16 protein-coding genes are annotated in these 15,665 nt (G+C 69.9%); 7 read left to right on the top strand and 9 right to left on the bottom strand.

Translation table 11 applies throughout. The annotated features are described in order from the left end of the window. The first annotated feature begins 315 nt into the window (after positions 1-315). The gene (locus tag AB0E78_RS21960; RefSeq protein ID WP_361834905.1) at positions 316-741 is read left to right on the top strand and encodes a peptidase inhibitor family I36 protein; all 426 of its coding nucleotides are present in this window, start codon (positions 316-318) and stop codon (positions 739-741) included. Positions 742-883: 142 nt separating this feature from the next. Here the strand turns inward: AB0E78_RS21960 and AB0E78_RS21955 are convergent, their stop codons facing one another. Next, on the bottom strand, positions 884-1,471 hold the full coding sequence (locus AB0E78_RS21955; RefSeq protein WP_361834903.1) for an MSMEG_1061 family FMN-dependent PPOX-type flavoprotein: 588 nt from the start codon (positions 1,469-1,471) through the stop codon (positions 884-886). A gap of 192 nt (positions 1,472-1,663) precedes the next feature. Here AB0E78_RS21955 and AB0E78_RS21950 point away from each other — a divergent pair, with 192 nt between their 5' ends. Together AB0E78_RS21950 and AB0E78_RS21945 are read left to right on the top strand one after the other, a co-directional pair. After that, the gene (locus tag AB0E78_RS21950) at positions 1,664-2,848 is read left to right on the top strand and encodes a MalY/PatB family protein (RefSeq protein ID WP_361834900.1); all 1,185 of its coding nucleotides are present in this window, start codon (positions 1,664-1,666) and stop codon (positions 2,846-2,848) included. 354 nt (positions 2,849-3,202) lie between these two features. Further along, positions 3,203-3,880: a hypothetical protein gene (locus AB0E78_RS21945; RefSeq protein ID WP_361834897.1), complete on the top strand. Its 678-nt coding sequence runs from the start codon at positions 3,203-3,205 to the stop codon at positions 3,878-3,880. Between the two features lie 119 nt (positions 3,881-3,999). On the opposite strand, the gene AB0E78_RS21940 is transcribed toward AB0E78_RS21945, so the two are convergent. Continuing rightward, a complete protein-coding gene (locus tag AB0E78_RS21940; protein WP_361834895.1) occupies positions 4,000-4,944 on the bottom strand; it encodes a TIGR01777 family oxidoreductase in 945 nt (314 codons plus the stop codon). A gap of 174 nt (positions 4,945-5,118) precedes the next feature. Between AB0E78_RS21940 and AB0E78_RS21935 the strand changes: the two genes are divergently transcribed. Together AB0E78_RS21935 and AB0E78_RS21930 are read left to right on the top strand one after the other, a co-directional pair. Next, entirely contained in the window at positions 5,119-5,745 is a 627-nt protein-coding gene (locus tag AB0E78_RS21935; RefSeq protein WP_361834892.1) for a maleylpyruvate isomerase family mycothiol-dependent enzyme, read from the top strand. Beyond that, positions 5,746-5,982 (top strand): hypothetical protein, encoded by a 237-nt coding sequence (locus tag AB0E78_RS21930; RefSeq protein WP_361834889.1) that lies wholly within the window; start codon positions 5,746-5,748, stop codon positions 5,980-5,982. An 18-nt stretch (positions 5,983-6,000) separates the two neighbouring features. Here AB0E78_RS21930 and AB0E78_RS21925 read toward each other — a convergent pair whose 3' ends face one another. The 3 genes from AB0E78_RS21925 to AB0E78_RS21915 all read right to left on the bottom strand — a co-directional run bounded on the left by AB0E78_RS21925 (position 6,001) and on the right by AB0E78_RS21915 (position 9,866). Next, positions 6,001-6,867: an LLM class flavin-dependent oxidoreductase gene (locus AB0E78_RS21925; protein WP_361835858.1), complete on the bottom strand. Its 867-nt coding sequence runs from the start codon at positions 6,865-6,867 to the stop codon at positions 6,001-6,003. A 102-nt stretch (positions 6,868-6,969) separates the two neighbouring features. Then, positions 6,970-8,577, bottom strand: a complete 1,608-nt coding sequence (locus tag AB0E78_RS21920; protein WP_361834886.1) for an AbgT family transporter — start codon at positions 8,575-8,577, stop codon at positions 6,970-6,972. After that, positions 8,574-9,866: an amidohydrolase family protein gene (locus AB0E78_RS21915; RefSeq protein WP_361834883.1), complete on the bottom strand. Its 1,293-nt coding sequence runs from the start codon at positions 9,864-9,866 to the stop codon at positions 8,574-8,576. Before AB0E78_RS21915 ends, AB0E78_RS21920 begins: the two co-directional genes overlap by 4 nt. 92 nt (positions 9,867-9,958) lie before the next feature. Between AB0E78_RS21915 and AB0E78_RS21910 the strand changes: the two genes are divergently transcribed. Further along, a complete protein-coding gene (locus tag AB0E78_RS21910; RefSeq protein ID WP_361834881.1) occupies positions 9,959-10,978 on the top strand; it encodes an AsnC family transcriptional regulator in 1,020 nt (339 codons plus the stop codon). Positions 10,979-11,032: 54 nt separating this feature from the next. Here AB0E78_RS21910 and AB0E78_RS21905 read toward each other — a convergent pair whose 3' ends face one another. Further along, a complete protein-coding gene (locus tag AB0E78_RS21905; RefSeq protein WP_361834878.1) occupies positions 11,033-11,704 on the bottom strand; it encodes a DNA-binding response regulator in 672 nt (223 codons plus the stop codon). Positions 11,705-11,786: 82 nt separating this feature from the next. Between AB0E78_RS21905 and AB0E78_RS21900 the strand changes: the two genes are divergently transcribed. Continuing rightward, the gene (locus tag AB0E78_RS21900) at positions 11,787-12,662 is read left to right on the top strand and encodes an oxidoreductase (protein ID WP_361834876.1); all 876 of its coding nucleotides are present in this window, start codon (positions 11,787-11,789) and stop codon (positions 12,660-12,662) included. Between the two features lie 71 nt (positions 12,663-12,733). On the opposite strand, the gene AB0E78_RS21895 is transcribed toward AB0E78_RS21900, so the two are convergent. The 3 genes from AB0E78_RS21895 to AB0E78_RS21885 form a co-directional block, all read right to left on the bottom strand. Beyond that, positions 12,734-13,108 carry an ANTAR domain-containing protein gene (locus AB0E78_RS21895; RefSeq protein ID WP_361834873.1) on the bottom strand — a complete coding sequence of 125 codons (375 nt, stop codon included), beginning with the start codon at positions 13,106-13,108 and terminating at the stop codon, positions 12,734-12,736. A gap of 293 nt (positions 13,109-13,401) precedes the next feature. Further along, a complete protein-coding gene (locus AB0E78_RS21890) occupies positions 13,402-14,784 on the bottom strand; it encodes an SMI1/KNR4 family protein (protein ID WP_361835855.1) in 1,383 nt (460 codons plus the stop codon). Between the two features lie 76 nt (positions 14,785-14,860). Further along, positions 14,861-15,631 (bottom strand): SDR family oxidoreductase, encoded by a 771-nt coding sequence (locus AB0E78_RS21885; RefSeq protein WP_361834870.1) that lies wholly within the window; start codon positions 15,629-15,631, stop codon positions 14,861-14,863. Positions 15,632-15,665 lie beyond the last annotated feature (34 nt).

Below are 15,665 nucleotides of genomic sequence, written 5' to 3'. Positions count from 1 at the left end.
CCGTCAGGTTTCAGGCGTCGGGTGAACTCGCCCGTGGCTGCGGGCCCTTGATGAGGCGAACTCCTGCTGCGGCGTCATCCTGGTCACCGGATCAACCAACCATGAACTCCCGCCCCGGGGCAGCCTGTTCACACTTCATCCCCGCTGCTCTCGCCTACCGGGCCGTCGCCGCTCCCCTCCCCCGTGTGTCACTCCTGCGGGGGATAGCCGAGCGCCGAAGAGGGCAGTGAGCCTGGGGTGGCAACAGCCCGCGCACCGCTGTGGCGGTGCCCGCATCTCGCGGACAGGCGGGCCTGATGACGAAGGCGGATCCGTATGCGCAGGGCAAACACCATGAGGAAGAAGCTCGCCGTGCTGTTCGTGACGGTGGCCGCGGCGGCCGCCACCGGTCTCCCGGTCTCCACGGCGCACGCAGCCGACGGGTACGACCGGTGTCCCGTCGGCTCCTACTGCATGTTCTCGGGCCTCGACGGAACCGGCGACATGATCGCCCTCAAGGGAAGCACCCCGGATCTCGCGGCGCTGGGCATGAACGACCGAGGCAAATCGGACTGGAACCGGACGCCCTCTACGATCTATCTCTGGTCCGATGCGAACTACTCCGGCTGTACGGTCGTGACGTCTTCCGGGCCCACGGGCAAGGGGAACTTCTTCCCTGCCTATCGGGACTTCTTGAGTTCGGTGCAATTCGACGGGCCGGGCGGCCAGAGCTGCGGCACGCCACCCGGCGAGGGTGACTGAGCGTGGGGATCAGCGCGACTGAGCGCCTGCCGGGTCTCGACAGAGGCTGACGGCACGAGGTAGGCCGCCGCCCGGACGGTCGGCGGCCTACCTCGTGGATCGCGATGCGGCCTTCCATGCCGCGGACGGGGAACTGACACCCTCACGAAAGGGAAGCTTCCTGCCGCAGCCAGGTCTCCGGGCGCCAGAGGCCGGCACGTCGTAGTGACTGTGAGCAGTGCAGGTAGATCTCATCTATCTCGACGAGGACGGCCAGTCGGGGCCGCTGCCCCTTGACGGTCATCGCGTCGAAGAACGGCGCGTCCGTCAGGATACGGGCCCGACCGTTGATGCGCAGGATCTCGGAGCTGCCCGGCACCAAGTGGAGCAGACCTACGTGCGGGTTTCCGAGGATGTTGCGGAAGCTGTCGCCACGCCGGTTGCCCGGGCGGTCAGGAAGGGCGATGGTGCGTGCGTCGAGTATGTGGATGAAGCCTGGCGCGTCGCCTCGCGGGGAGGTGTCGCAGTTGCCTTCCGCGTCCGAGGTGGAGAGGAGGCAGAACGAGGAACGAGAGAGTATTCCCAGGTCGTCGGCGGTCAGTTCGTCGTGGACCTTGTCGATGACGATCGGGTGCGGCTCGCCGAGCAGCGCGGTCAGCTCGTCGTCCGAGTGGAGCTCCTGCCAGGTGTGCGGCGCCGTGGCGCTACCGCTCGACGGCGGAACGGTTACGGATGTCGCGGCGTCGGGCACAGTGTTCCTCGAAGGTCGGCAGGCAGGCGGCCATACGGGCGAGCAGGCAAGTTAGGCTCACCTTACTGGACCGAAAAGGCGCAGCCGCCTGTGCCCCCCTCTTGAACCGTGAGTCAGTGGATTCGCCCCGGGCCGACGTCTGATCCCGTCGAAGGGGGCAGGCATCTGCGCGAGTCTGCCTACTTTTGACGTATGGACAATGTGTCGCGTGATCTCGTCGTGCCGAACGGCACGAATCCGCTGTGTCAGCTCACGCTGGAGCAGCTGCGTCGGCGTACGAGCATGAAGTGGCGGACGTATCCGCACGACGTGCTGCCCTTGTGGGTGGCGGAGATGGACGTCCCGCTGGCCGAGCCGGTCGCCGAGGCGATCACCGATGCCGTGGCGCTCGGTGACACCGGCTATCCCGCCGGGACGGCCTACGCCGAGGCGCTGGCCGGGTTCGCCCACGAACGGTGGGACTGGGACGGCTTTGCCGTCGAGCGCACGGCGATCGTGCCCGATGTGATGCTCGGCATCGTGGAGATGCTCAAGCTGGTCTCCGCGCCCGGCGACCCCGTCATCGTCAACTCGCCCGTGTACCCGCCCTTCTACCAGTTCGTCGGGAATCTGGACCGCCCCGTCGTCGAGGCGCCGCTCGGAGCCGACCTGCGGATCGACTTCGCCGTACTGGAGGACGTGTTCCGCCGTGCGGCCCGGGACACGAGCAGGCCGGTGTATCTGCTGTGCAGCCCGCACAACCCGACCGGGACCGTGCACACCGCCGCCGAGTTGACGCAGGTCGCGCGCTTGGCGCGGGAGCACGGCGTACGCGTCGTGGTGGACGAGATCCACGCCCCCATCGTGGCGGCGGGCGTGACGTTCGTACCCTTCCTGAGCGTGCCAGGGGCGGAGAACGGGCTGTCGCTCATATCGGCGTCCAAGGCCTGGAACCTGGCAGGAATCAAAGCCGCCCTCGCCATCGCGGGACCCGACGCCGCCGCCGACCTCGCCCGCCTCCCCGAAGAGGTCAGCCACGGACCCAGCCATCTGGGCATCATCGCCCACACCGCCGCCCTGCGTGACGGCGGTGACTGGCTCGACGCGCTGCTCTCAGGCCTCGACGCCAACCGCCGGCTACTGGCCTCGCTGCTGGCCGAGCAGTTGCCCGCCGTCGGCTATACACCCGCGCAGGGAACATTCTTGGCCTGGCTCGACTGCCGGGAACTGGGACTGGGCGACGACCCGGCCGAGGTCTTCCTGCGGCGCGGTCGCGTCGCCCTGAACTCCGGGAGCACCTTTGGAACCGGCGGCGAGGGGTTCGTCCGCCTCAACCTGGCCGCCTCCCCGGAGGTAGTCGCCGAGGCGGTCCGACGCATGGCTTCGGCGGTCAACTGACGGCGGGCGCCACGACCGACTTCAGTAACTTCCCAACCCAACTCCCCCATGACACATGTCTTCCACTGCCCACCGCTGCCTTCAATAGCCGTCCGTTGCCTTTCGGCCCACCAACTCCGTCAATTTCGAACGGGAGATCGACTTAACATGGAAGTGGGGGTCACTTTTCATCTCATGCATTCGTCGACGGACGTCAGAACGTAGCCTTCATTGCCCACACATGAGTTACTGCTGTTGCAGGTTGGGCAGCCAACACTCAAGGGCACACCACCTGTGCCCGCAATCAGGAGTGCTCAGTCGTGAGCACGATCCGCCAACCGCACGACAGCGTGCGCTCACGAAAAGGTCACTGCCATGCCAGATGTACAGCCGGAAACTGCCGGAGTTCAGGCCGAATACGCTGCCCGCGTAGCCACGGACCTGGAGGCCAACAGCAAGGAACAGGAACGCCTCGGAGTGGAAATGACAGCGCTGCAGGAGCAGTTGCACGCGCTGCAGAGTGACCACGCGGTGCTGCTGAGCATGCAGCAGGCGCTGGGCTCCTCCGGGACGCCGGCAGCCACCGCCAAGAAGGCGTCGACCCGCGCGTCAACCGGCAAGAAGGCCGTACCCGCCCCCCGGGCAAGTACGAACAATTCCACTGCGGCCCGAACGAAGAAGCCCACAGCCACCAAGGCCAAGGCCAAGGACGCGGCCAAGGAGGGAGCCAAGAACAAGGCAGTCAAGGCTGCGCCCAAGACCGCGACGAAGAAGTCCGCCGAGCCGACGACGGGGCCGACGCTCGTCGAGCTGATCGACAGCCACCTCAGCAAGCAGAGCGAGCCGCGCTCCGCCGCCGAGATCACCACCGCGCTCGCGCAGGACCGACCGGACCGCACTATCAAGACCACCGTCGTGCGCACCACGGTGGAGGGCTTGGTCGCCAAGGGCCGGGCCCAGCGCACCAAGCAGGGTTCCTCGGTCTTCTACACGGCAGCAGCCGCCCCGGCGGACACTGCCGCCGAGCCGCAGTCGGAGAACGCCACCGGCTGAGTCGGCCGCACCAGAGGTGGATCCGGACGCTGTCCACCAACCACGGTGGACAGCCCACCTCCCAGCTCCCGTGCGCCGCAAGGGCTCTTGGGTGTAGCCAGCCTCTTGGGTGTGGCCGCTCAGCGGCGGTCCCGTGCGCGCCGTACGAGGTCGGTCGCCGCGTCCGGCCAGGTCCCGTGCTCGAAGACGAAGCCCTCTTCGAGCAGCCGTCCCGGGACGACTCGGCGGCTCTTGAGGAGCAGTTCGGTGTCGGTGCGGAGCACGAAGGCGCCGATCTCCGCCATCCACTTGGTGGCGGGGAGGCCCACTCGTACGCCTGCCGCAGCCCGCAGGTCGCGCACGAACGCGCGGTGCGGGAGGGGGGCGGGCGCGGCCAGGTTCACCGGGCCCGCGATGTCGTCGCGGGCTATGAGGAACTCCACCGCGCGCACGAAGTCCCGGTCGTGAATCCAGGACAGGTACTGGGCTCCGCCCGCGACCGGGCCGCCGAGGCCAAGGCGGACCATCCGCAGCAGGACGTCGAAGACACCGCCCCGGTCGGGGCTCATCACCATCGCGGCGCGCAGGGCGACCTTGCGGGTGTGCGGGGTGGCGGCCTCCTGCTGCGCGCGTTCCCAGTTCTTGGCGATCCGGACGCTGTACTCCCAGTAGTCAGGGACCCCGGTCTCCGTGCCGCCGATGACACCGGTCGCCTCGTCGTGGGGTGCGTCGAATCGGTGCGCGTAAATGGTGGCGGTGCTCATCTGGAGCCACAGCTCGGGCGGTTTCGCCGAGGCGGCGATGGCCTTACCGACGGCCTCGGCCGACTCGACCCGCGAGTCCATCATGTCCCGCAGATTCGCCTCGGTATAGCGGCAGCTCACGCTGCGCCCCGCCAGGTTGATCACGACATCGCTGCCGTCGATCTCCGCGGCCCAGGGGCCCACGGTCCGTCCGTCCCAAGCCACTTGGCGGGCGCGTACGGGGTTCCTGGTCAGGACGACGACATCGTGCCCGGCAGCGGTCAGCGCCCGCTCCAGCACGGCTCCGACCTGTCCGGTGCCTCCGGCCAGCACTACCTTCATCGGGCTTCCCCCTCGGTCGGTGAGCACTCCCCCAGCCGAGCCTAGACCTTCCCCCGTCGCGGGATTCGCCCGGCACCCTGGAGGGTTTGAGCATGGCTCGTCACCCCGCGATGAGTTCCTGCCGTGCCGTGAGTCTCCCCTGACAGACACTGGGGTTCGAGCAAAGGAACAGCCGTGAAGAATGACGTCTGGCCACTGGTCCATGCGGAGCGTGCGGCGCTGATCGAGGATCTCGCGCACCTCGATGACAAGCAGTGGGATCACCCGTCGCTGTGTGAGGGGTGGACCGTGCACGACGTGGTCGCCCATCTGATCAACACCGCTCGCACCACGCGCCTCGGATTCGTAAGCTCCATGATCCGGGCTCGTTTCGACTTCGACCGTCAGAACGCACGCGGGATGCGGCGCGAGCGCGGCGCCTCACCGCAGGAGACGTTGGAGCGTCTGCGTCAGGTGGCTTCGCGGACGTCGGCTCCTCCCGCGCCCCTCGACACCCGGCTCGTCGAGGAGGTCGTCCACGGCGAGGACATTCGCCGGCCCTTGGGGATCACCCACTCCTACCGCCCTGAGGCTGTCGTCAGATCGCTCCGCCTGCAGGCTCGTACTTCGGCGTCCTTCGGCGGAGCCAAGGAGAAGATCGCCGGAGTCCAACTGGCCCCGACGGACGCCGGCCTGTCGATCGGCGACGGACCGGAAGTGCGCGGAACCGCGCTCTCCCTGCTTCTGGCCATCTCTGGTCGACGCGACGCGTGGGGCGAGCTGGACGGGCCGGGAGTCGCCACGCTGCGGGCAGCCGCCTAATTGCTCGCGGGGCCCAAGGGCCCGGCGGCCGGTCTTGCCCTGCTGTCCATCCTGGACGGTGACGGGCGGATGGCCAGGCAGCACCGGCTGCTGTCCGTACGAGCGCATCTGCTGGCGAAGACCGGCGACACGGCCGGGGCGTACATGCACTACCGGCGTGCTGCCAAGGCGACTGCCGGCATTGCCGAGCGGCGCCATCTCGAGGCTCGGGCCCACCAGGTGAAGCCGCCTGGGTGACCTTGGCCGTTGCCCCCTCTACAGCACCGGCGGGCCCTGCTCGACGCGGCGCAGGACCGGTTCGAGCTGGTCGAGTCCTTCGCTGGTCTGGATCTGTCGCTCGTCCCACCAGGTGACTCCGGCGTCGGCCAGCGGGCCGATCAGGTCGCGCGCCTTGGCGGCGTCGTCGCCCGGCGACGCGCCTCCGAGGACGATGTCGAAGGGGGTACCGGACCGGCCCTCGCGCTGCTTTTCCACGTAGGCCACCAGGTCGTGGACCTGGCCGATCGGTGGCACATGCCCGTGCTTGGCGTCCGCGAAGAGCGGGACCGCGCCGTCCCAGCGGGCGGCCCGGCGCATGGGCGGGCGGTTCGGCCAGAAGCCCGCGACCCAGATCGGCGGCCGGGGCTGTTGCACCGTCGCCGGCCGCAGCGTCACGTCGCGTGCCTGGTAGTGCCGTCCGTCGTGGTTCACCGGCTCGCCCGACCAGTAGCGCTGCAACAGGTCAAGGCCCTCGTCCAGCCGCTCGGCCAGCACCTTGGGATCAGTGGTGTCGCCGAAGCTCCCGTACTCGTCCTCGATGGGCCCGCCGAGGCCCGCGCCGAAGGTGACCCGGCCGCCGCTCAGGACATCCAGGGTCGCCACCTGGCGCGCGAGCTGCTGCGGGCGCCGCCGGGCGACCGGGGTGACCAGCGTGCCCAGCCTGATCCGGGAGGTCGCGAGCGCGGCGGCGGTCAGCAGCATCCAGGGGTCGCCGAAGGGCCTGTCCGCATGCTTGCGGTGCAGCACGTGATCCCAGACGAACAGCCCGTCCCACCCTGCCTGTTCCGCCGCCACGGCAAGCTTCGCCACAGTCCTGGGATCTGCGAAGTCACCGAAGTTAGGGACGTTGACCGAGAAGCGCATCTTCGCATCCTGCTGCATGCCGCCCAGGCCGGCAACCGCAATTCCGCCTCGGCGCAGCACCGTGCGCACCGCGCGACGTCAGCGCTACAGAGCTTCAGAGCTTCAGCGGTGGATGTCCGCTCCCGGGCCCAGGGGCAGGCCCAGGCCGTAGAAGAGACCGAGTACGGCCAGCCAGGCGACCAGGAACGGGACCACGAAGACCGAGAGCCGGGCCAGGACCGTGCCGAGCTGCGCCCCGGGTTCGTAGCGGCGCAGGATCGTCAGCATCAGGAAGACGTACGGGTTGAGCGGCGTGATCATCTGGGTCGCGGAGTCACCGATCCGGAACGCCGCCTGGGTGACGGCGGGTTCCATGCCGATGAGCATGAACGCCGGGACGAAGACCGGCGCGACCAGGGACCACAGGGCCGAGCCCGAGGTGACGAACAGGTTCAGGACGCAGACCAGGAGCACGAACAGGACCAGTCCCGTGAAGCCGGTCAGGCCCGCGGACTCAAGGAGGTTCGCGCCGTTCACGGCGAGCAGGGTGCCGACGTTCGACCAGTCGAAGACGCCGATGACCTGTGAGATCACCAGGATGAGCACGATGTAGCCGGACATTCCGGTGATGGACTCGGCCATCATGCGGGGCGCGTCATCGGCGCGTTTGAGGGTGCCGACGGTGCGGCCGTAGACGACGCCCGCGAGGACGAACGCGACGAACAGCAGCGGCACGATGCCGTTGAGGACCGGCGAGGGGACCAGCGCACCGCCCTCGCCGCGCAGCGGGGAGCCCGGCAGCAGCCAGCAGGTGACCACGACGGCCGCGTACAGCAGGACGGCGAGGCCCGAGCGCAGCAGGCCGGTGCGCTCTCTGGCGGTGACGGTGACCGTGACGGCGGGAGGAGCGGTGGGCCCTTCCGATGCCTCCTCGGCCTCGGCGCCGCTCTCCGCGTCGGCGTCGGGGTCCGGCTGGGGCAGTCGGGGCTCCAGGACACGGGCGATGAGGAACCCGCCGATCAGGGCGAGCAGGCAACTGGCCGCTGCGGTGAAGAAGTAGTTGATGAGGATGTGTGTGGGGGCACTCTCGCCGCCCGGCACGACGGCGGCGGCCTGGTGGGTGATGCCGGTGTACAGGGCGTCGAGCGCGCCGATGGAGAATCCCGCAGCGTAGCCCGCGCAGACGCAGGCGAAGCCGCCGATGAGGCCCGCGATCGGGTTGCGGCCCGCGTTCTTGAAGGCGAGTGCGGCCAGCGGCGGGATCACCAGGATCGCCACGTCGCTCATCAGGTGCGCCTGGCAGGACACGAAGGCGACCAGGTAGGGCAGCAGCCTCTTGGGCGCCCGCGCGATGGAGGCGCGTACGGCGGTCTCGAGCAGGCCCGTCTTCTCGGCGACGCCGACCGCGGCCATCATCAGCAGGACGGTGCCGAGCGAGGGGAAGCCGGTGAAGTTCGGGATGAAGTTCTCGAGCAGCCAGCGCACGCCCTCGCCGCTGAACAGGCCCTTGACCGCGAGCGTCTTGTCCTCGCCCGGCACCGTGACGGTGGTGCCGGTGGCCGCCAGGACCGTCGAGACCGTGCCGATGATGAGGAACAGGCCGAGGAAGAGCAGCACCGGGTGCGGCAGTTTGTTGCCCGCGCGCTCGATGCCGTTCATGACCTTGTCGAGTGCGGACCGCCGTGGTGACCCGCCGGTCGGTGGCTTCGCGGGGGTGACCGAGGTGCTCATCCGGCGTCTCCCTGCGCTGGTGTGCCGCTCGCCGCGGGGGTGGTCCGGGCCAGGCCGAGCGTGTCCTTGCGTACGGCGCCGCGCTGGGCGACGAGCACGATGCCGGCCGGGTCGGACAGCACCGAGATGTCCGCGAGCGGATCGCCGTCGCACAGCACCAGGTCGCCGTGTTTGCCCGCTTCGAGCGTGCCGATCTCCGCGGAGAGGCCCAGGAGTTCGGCGGCGCTGCGGGTACCCGTCTCGATGGCCCGTTCCGGGGTCATGCCCAGGGAAACGAGGTGGGAGAGCTCGCGCAGGTTGCGGCCGTGCGGCACCATCGCCGCGTCGGTTCCCATCGCGATCCGTACGCCGTCGGAGATGGCCGCCGCGATGTTCTCCCGGGTGATGCCGGACCAGCGGACCTTCTTCTCGTAGTGGAAGGGCTCCATGGTCGAACGGTCGATTCCGTCGAACACCGTCGACAGGGTCGGCACCACGAACGTGCCGTGCTCGCCCGCCAGTTCGCGCGCCTGCGCGGTGAGGCCGTAGCCGTGCTCGACGCTGCTGACGCCGCCGCGGATCGCGTTCACGATGCCCGCGGTGCCCTGGGCGTGGGCCGCCACGGGCCGGCCGCCGTGCCGGGTCACCTCGTCGACGACCGTGCGGATCTCCTCGACGGTCAGGCCCTCGTCGTCGGGCTGGTCGTAGGGGCTGCTCATGCCGCCGGTCGCACAAACCTTGATCACGTCGGCGCCGGAGCGGAGCAGGCGGCGCACCGCGACCCGTACCTCGTCCGGGGTGTCGGCGATCTCACCCACCCCGGCGCTGGGGTCGAAGCCGCACTCCGAGCGGAAGTCGGCGTGGCCGCCGGTGTGGCTGAGGATGCGTACCGCCGTGTGCAGCCGGGGGCCGGAGGTGAGGCCCGCGGCGACGGCGTCCCGGTAGCCGGCCGGCAGGCCGCCCAGGTCACGGGCGGTGGTGATGCCCGCCTCCAGGGTGATGCGCAGCCGCTCGGCGGTGCGGAAGGTCTCCAGGGTCGGGTCGGTCTCGTGGCGCCGGACCATCTGCCGGGGCGATTCGATGGCGAGGTGGACATGGGTGTCGATGAAGCCCGGCAGGACCGTGCGTCCCGCCGCGTCCACGGTGCGGGCCCTGGCGGGTGCCTCCGGTGCCGTGGCGGCAGGTCCGGCGTGGACGATCGTGCCGTCCTCGTCGATGTCGATCACGGCGTCCGTGACGGGAGCCGTGCCGGTGCCGTCGACGAGGCGGGCTCGGATGATGCGCAAGGAGGAGAACTGTGCGTGGCTCATGGCCGACGATCCTCGGTATCAGGGATCACGGCTGTGTAAAATCGCCGGAATCCGTCACTACGAGGCCCTCGACGCAGGATTCGGCACACCCCATGGACACGCAGCGAGCGCACGCCCTGGACGAACTGGACCTGGCGATCGTGCATGCGCTCCAGATCCAGCCCCGGATCCCCTGGGTGCGAATGGGTGAGGTCCTGGAGGTCGACGCGGTGACGGTCGCCCGCCGCTGGGAGCGCATGGTGCGCGCGGGCATGGCCTGGGTCGACGGCTACCTCTCGCCGGGGCATGACGAGGGGGTCTACGCACAGGTCGAGATCGACATGGACGGACGGCTGAGCGAGGGCACCATCACGCAACTCGCCCGCGACCCACATGTGTTGAGCCTCAAGCAGACCTCGGGCGGGCGCGATCTGCTCGCCATCGTCGGCGCCGCCGACCTCGACGGCCTCGCCCGGCTCTCCGGCGACCGGTTGTCGCACCTGCCCGGTGTACGCGCCGTACGCAGCCATGTCATCACCGCGGCGCCCTTCGAGGGGGCATCCTGGCGGCTGCGCAGCCTCACCCGGCAGCAGCGGAACGCCCTGTCCGTGGAACGGCCCACGGTGCCCGACGAACCGCTGCGGCCCCTCGACCGCAGGATCGCCCTCGCGCTCGGCGCGGACGGCCGGATGCCCCTGACGGACCTTGCCGAAGCGGTCGGCGCCTCCGCCGCGACCGTCCGGCGCCGGCTGCGCGTCCTGACCGGCAGCGGGCGGCTCTCACTGCGCTGCGCGCTGGCCAGACCGCTGACCGGCTTCCCGGTCTCGGTCGTCTACTTCGGCTCGGTGCCCGCCCAGCATCTCGACGAGACGGTGAGCGCGCTGCGGACCCTGCCCGGCCTGCGCATGTGCAGCATCACCGCGGGCGCGCACAATCTGGTGCTCGACATCTGGCTGCCTGCCCTGTCCGAGGTCCACACCACCGAGGCACTCCTCAACAGCCGCCTCGCGCACCTGGATCTGCGCATCACGGAGCGCGCGGTGGTGCTGCGCACGGTCAAGCACGTGGGGCGGGTACTGGACCGCAGAGGACACAGCGTGGGCTCCGCACCGCTCAACTACTGGGACACCTGAGACGCGGCACGCAAACCTTGCCGGTGAGGCCGCGTCACCGGCTGTCGGGCGCCCTCAGCTGCCGGTGAGGCCAAGTCGGCTCGCGTTGACGCCTGCCTGGAAGCGTGAGTCGGCTTCGAGCACCGTCATCAACTCGGCGACCCGCCTGCGGTAGGTCCGCACCGACATGCCGACGCGGCGCGCACCCACGGCATCGGTGAGTCCGGCCGCCAGTGCGCGCAACACGGCGAGCGAGTCGGCATCCAGCCCCTCGGTCTCGCTCTGCAGGTAGTCCGCGAGAGGGGTGCCGGCATCCCAGGTGGCCCGCATCAGCGCGAGTACACCCCCGACGAGAGCCGGCGCGGAGGTGATCGTGAACTCACGGCCGCGGGCGCCGCTGCGACCGGCCAGGATCATCACCCTGTGGTCGATGATGATCGTCTCGTGCGGCAGCGCCGCAGCGCGCACCCGCACCTGCCCGCCCGCCGCCTCGATGGCGAACAGGTGCAGGCGCTGTTCCTCGTCGGCCAGTACGGCGGGGGTGTAGAGCTTGCGCACCACCGTGCCGTCGGCGATCCGCGGGCGCAGGCGGCGCGCGATCGCCGCCCTGGCCTCGGGCCGCGACCAGGTGTGCAGGTCGTTGGCGGCGCAGAAGAACTCCCGCGTCGTCTCGCCGAACAACTGGGCGGTCCGCGCGGCCAGCTCCTGCTCGCCGTACACCGTCAGCGTCATCTGGTCGGTCGTCATCACCCTCCCAGTCTTACTGATGAGCGTGGCAACAGGTTGCCATTCGGTCCGTCAACGGTCCTCGAGGCCTGAGGCTGGGGGCATGACCACACAGATTACGGCCGCTGCGAGCGGCCGGTTCACACTCGGCGGCGACCTCCACGTCAACCGGCTCGGCTTCGGCGCGATGCGGCTTCCGGCCGGCACGTTCACCGGGCCGGCACGCGATCCGCAGACCGGCATCGCGGTGCTGCGGCAGGCGGTCGAGGCGGGCGTGGACCACATCGACACGGCCGGCTTCTACGCTCGGGGTGACGTGTACGCCAACGACCTGATCCGCAAGGCGCTGGCGCCCTACCCGGCCGATCTGGTGATCGCCACCAAGGTGGGACCGCTGCCGGGAGCGGACGGCATGCCCACCGGCCAGGCAGGACCCGAGCAGCTGCGCGAATTGGTGACCGAGGACCTGCGCGCCCTGGGTCTCGACCGCTTCGACCTCGTCTACCTGCGGGTCGGCGGCATGCGCGAGCCCGGTGGCGAGAGCGTGGCCGACCGCTTCGCGGCGCTGGCGCAGCTGCGGGAGGAGGGGCTGATCCGGCACCTGGGGGTCAGCAATGTCGATGTGACGCAGCTCGACGAGGCACGGGGCATCGCGCCGGTTGTCGCGGTGCAGAACCAGTATCACGTGCACCGTCCCGATGACGCCGCCGTGCTCGCACGCTGCGTGGAGCAGGGCATGGCCTACGTACCCTTCTTTCCGCTCGGCGGCGGCTTCGACCCGATCGAGCACGGCCGCCTGGAGAACGTCGCCAAGCGGCACGAGGCGACGACCGCGCAGGTCGCCCTCGCCTGGCTGCTCGCGAGCTCGCCGAACATGCTGGCCATCCCCGGCACCGGCTCCCCCGCCCACCTCACCGAGAACATCGCCGCGGCCGGTCTGCACCTGGACGCCACCGACCTCGCCGAGCTGAGGGCCTGAGGGCGTCCGAGGGCCTGAGGGCGCACGCAGACCCTCAGGCCAGGAGCAGCTTCCCTTCGGTGATGCCCGCGTCAGCCCGTAGCCGCTTGGCGCTTGCTCAGTGCCTTGGCAAGAGCCGTGCGGACCGGGCTGGGCAACGGCTCGCCCTCGGTGGTCGCTATCAACTCGTCCGCCACAGCGCGCAGTTTGGTGTTGGAGTGCTGCGACACCTCGACCAGGATCTCCCACGCCTCATCCGCGGTACACGGCCCCAGTGTCATCAGCATGCCCCGGGCCTGGTCTATGGACGGATGGGACTCCATGGCGCGATGCAGGTCGTTGACCTCGGTGCGCAGCGCCTTGATCTCGGCGACCTCATCCGCGCAGTCATCGTTCGAGGCCTGCTGCTCGGGATCGCAACGGGGGGTCAGTGCCGATGTGTTGAGAGAGTCCGGTGAGGAAGCCACCCGCTGTGCCTCTCGTGTACTCGGAATGCCTCTGTCGGGCCAGCAGAACCGCTGATGAATCGAGCATCGCAGATTCCCCACATCAATGGCCATAGTTTGCGTTTCCGCGCATGCGGCAGCGCCGGTGGCTGTCTGTCCCAACCAACCGGCGCCTACGTCGCACAGCGCTGTGCTTCCGCAGCGATCGGGTAGCCACCTGCGTTGATCTCAAACGGACGCAATTCTGGCCTCGTCGGCCGATCGTGCGAGATCCGGGCAGACACGGGCATCACGAGGCGGTAATTTCCCGCCGGCTAACGCATGGGGCCAAGGGTGCCCGCGAGGCGGTGCTGGATGATGTGGGGACGGTCCCAGAGGGACAGGATTTCGTTGGCGACGGCCACGACGGGCAGCGGGTCCTCGTCGCCGCGCACCTTGATGACGGCGGCCGACAGGCTGCGGGGGACGGCTCCCGCGTCGAGGAGGACGCGCCATTCGACGGGACCGATCTCCAGGAACTCCAGCGCGGTGAGCTCGCCGATCTCCAGGGGGTCGGCGAGCGTGCCGGGGTGGGCGGCGAGCGTCCGCAGGCGGGACAGTGCGGCGACCGGGGCGAGGCTCAGCGGCTCGGCGTCCCAGAGGCCGATGGACAGGACCTCCAGGCCGGGGTGCGCGGCGGCCTCGACGCTCGGCAGGCTTCGGATGTTGACGTGCGCCACGGCCGGTGGCCGGCCTCCGTCCCCGTCGTGATGTTGCGTGCTGTCCTGGCCCCTCACGAGGTCGGTGAGCGAGTCGGCGACCAGGGACGCCCCGACGTACTCCTCGTGGCTGAGAAGGATGATCTGTCCTGCGTGTCCGCGTGGCCCTGGTGTCAGATCGACCGCCAGGCGGTCGCCACCCCCGTTGTCCCCGAAGGCGATCCAGCCCGGCGAACCGACCAAACCCTGCACAGCCGCGTCGGGCGGAGTGACGGCCGCTTCCTTCGCCGCGAACATCCAGGGGCATGGGCGGGACGGCGCATCGGCCACGTACAGGTCGTCCAAGGCGAAGAGTTCACAGCCGACCGCCTCGCATGCACGCTCCGAGGCCTCGTCATCGGCGGCCGGGCCCTCCGGCCATGGCCGTGCCACCCGGTAGAGCACCTTGAGCTCCTCCGGCAGGGGAACGCCGAGGCGCGCTTCGGCGGCGGCGTTCTCCGCCTCGGTCGCGCCGATGGCATCGGGCAACCGCTCACGGAGCGTCCGCTCCAGCAACGCCGCATCCGCCGAAGGGGCCGGTACCGCTGCGGGCATCGGGTCGGGAAGACGGCGCCAGGGCTGCGGAAGAGCGCCCTCGACCAGGAGGAGCGTTCCCGGCTGGCCGCTGCCGGGCTCCACTGCGGGGCTGGGACCGAGCAGGCGCAGCACGGCCTTCCCGTCCGGCGCTATCTTCCCCGTGAACGAGACGGTGTCGACACCGGCATCCGCCAGCGCGCGCTGCACCCGCTCCGCCGCCTCCGTCTCGTCCCGCGGCATGTCCTCCACTTGAGCGGCCCGGCCGGACTCCTGCAGGCGTCGCCGCAGGGGCAGACTCCAGCTCTCCCGGCTGATCCGCCCCGCCACCCGGATGGCAGGGGCAGCAGCCCGCTCCTGCGCCCCGCCGTCCCGAAAGAGCCTCAACAGGGGCTCCCAGGTCGCGAATTGGCACACCGCAGGCACGAGAAAGCTGTGATCAACCATGCGGCGACCGTACGCGGCACCTCTGACAACGGCAGGCAGCCGAGCCCCGGTGGGCTCAGCGCTGGCGGACGGGCCGTACGACGATCTCGTTGACGTCGACGTCGGAGGGCTGCGCGAGGGCGTAGGAGACAGCGCTCGCGACGGCGTCGGGCCCGATGGCGTGAGCCCGGTAGGCGCGCATGGCCTCGGCGGCACCGGCCTCGGTGATGGTGTCGGCGAGCTCGGAGTCGACCACGCCCGGCGAGATGGTCGTGACCCGGATCGAGGGATCCAGCTCCTGGCGCAGACCCTCAGTGATCGCCCACGCCGCGTACTTCGTGCCGCAATAGACGGCTCCGGTGGGAACGACCTCATGGGCGCCGATGCTCGCGACCGTGACGAAGTGCCCCGAGCCCTGTGCGGCGAACACGGGCAGGGCCGCGGCGATCCCGTACAGCAGGCCGCGCACGTTCACATCGATCATCCGGTCCCACTCGTCGACGAGCAGGGAGTCCAGCCTCGACAGCGGCATGACACCCGCATTGCCGACGAGGACGTCGACGCGGCCATGGCGGTCGTGGGCAGTCCGGACGAAGGCGGCTACATCCGCACGGTCCGTCACGTCCACCCGTACCGGATGCAGGCCGCCACCGGAGCGGGCTGCCGCATCGGCCGTGCTGTCCGCCAGTTCCCGCAGGCGGTCGGTGCGGCGTGCACCGGCCACCACCAGGTGTCCCTCGGTCACGAGCCGGGTGGCGACGGCCGCGCCGATACCGCTGCTGGCGCCGGTGATGAGGACGACCTTGCGGTCGCTCGGCGCGATGGTTTCGCTGTGCTGTGTGGTCATGTCCTTGAGGCTGGACCGGCCGGAGCGTCCGTGG

The organism is Streptomyces sp. NPDC032198 (assembly GCF_040636975.1).
Classification (GTDB): Bacteria; Actinomycetota; Actinomycetes; order Streptomycetales; family Streptomycetaceae; genus Streptomyces.
The sequence above is the reverse complement of the archived record's forward strand: the minus strand, read 5'-3'. Positions and strand labels throughout refer to the sequence as shown.

What these genes read in the sequence shown, in the direction of transcription:
- AB0E78_RS21905 (WP_361834878.1), bottom strand. Translation starts at nt 11,704, where the DNA reads ATGACGACCGACCAGATGACGCTGACGGTGTACGGCGAGCAGGAGCTG.
- AB0E78_RS21915 (WP_361834883.1), bottom strand. Translation starts at nt 9,866, where the DNA reads ATGAGCCACGCACAGTTCTCCTCCTTGCGCATCATCCGAGCCCGCCTC.
- AB0E78_RS21925 (WP_361835858.1), bottom strand. Translation starts at nt 6,867, where the DNA reads ATGCGCTTCTCGGTCAACGTCCCTAACTTCGGTGACTTCGCAGATCCC.
- AB0E78_RS21920 (WP_361834886.1), bottom strand. Translation starts at nt 8,577, where the DNA reads ATGAGCACCTCGGTCACCCCCGCGAAGCCACCGACCGGCGGGTCACCA.
- AB0E78_RS21885 (WP_361834870.1), bottom strand. Translation starts at nt 15,631, where the DNA reads ATGACCACACAGCACAGCGAAACCATCGCGCCGAGCGACCGCAAGGTC.
- AB0E78_RS21910 (WP_361834881.1), top strand. Translation starts at nt 9,959, where the DNA reads ATGGACACGCAGCGAGCGCACGCCCTGGACGAACTGGACCTGGCGATC.
- AB0E78_RS21960 (WP_361834905.1), top strand. Translation starts at nt 316, where the DNA reads ATGCGCAGGGCAAACACCATGAGGAAGAAGCTCGCCGTGCTGTTCGTG.
- AB0E78_RS21940 (WP_361834895.1), bottom strand. Translation starts at nt 4,944, where the DNA reads ATGAAGGTAGTGCTGGCCGGAGGCACCGGACAGGTCGGAGCCGTGCTG.
- AB0E78_RS21945 (WP_361834897.1), top strand. Translation starts at nt 3,203, where the DNA reads ATGCCAGATGTACAGCCGGAAACTGCCGGAGTTCAGGCCGAATACGCT.
- AB0E78_RS21950 (WP_361834900.1), top strand. Translation starts at nt 1,664, where the DNA reads ATGGACAATGTGTCGCGTGATCTCGTCGTGCCGAACGGCACGAATCCG.
- AB0E78_RS21900 (WP_361834876.1), top strand. Translation starts at nt 11,787, where the DNA reads ATGACCACACAGATTACGGCCGCTGCGAGCGGCCGGTTCACACTCGGC.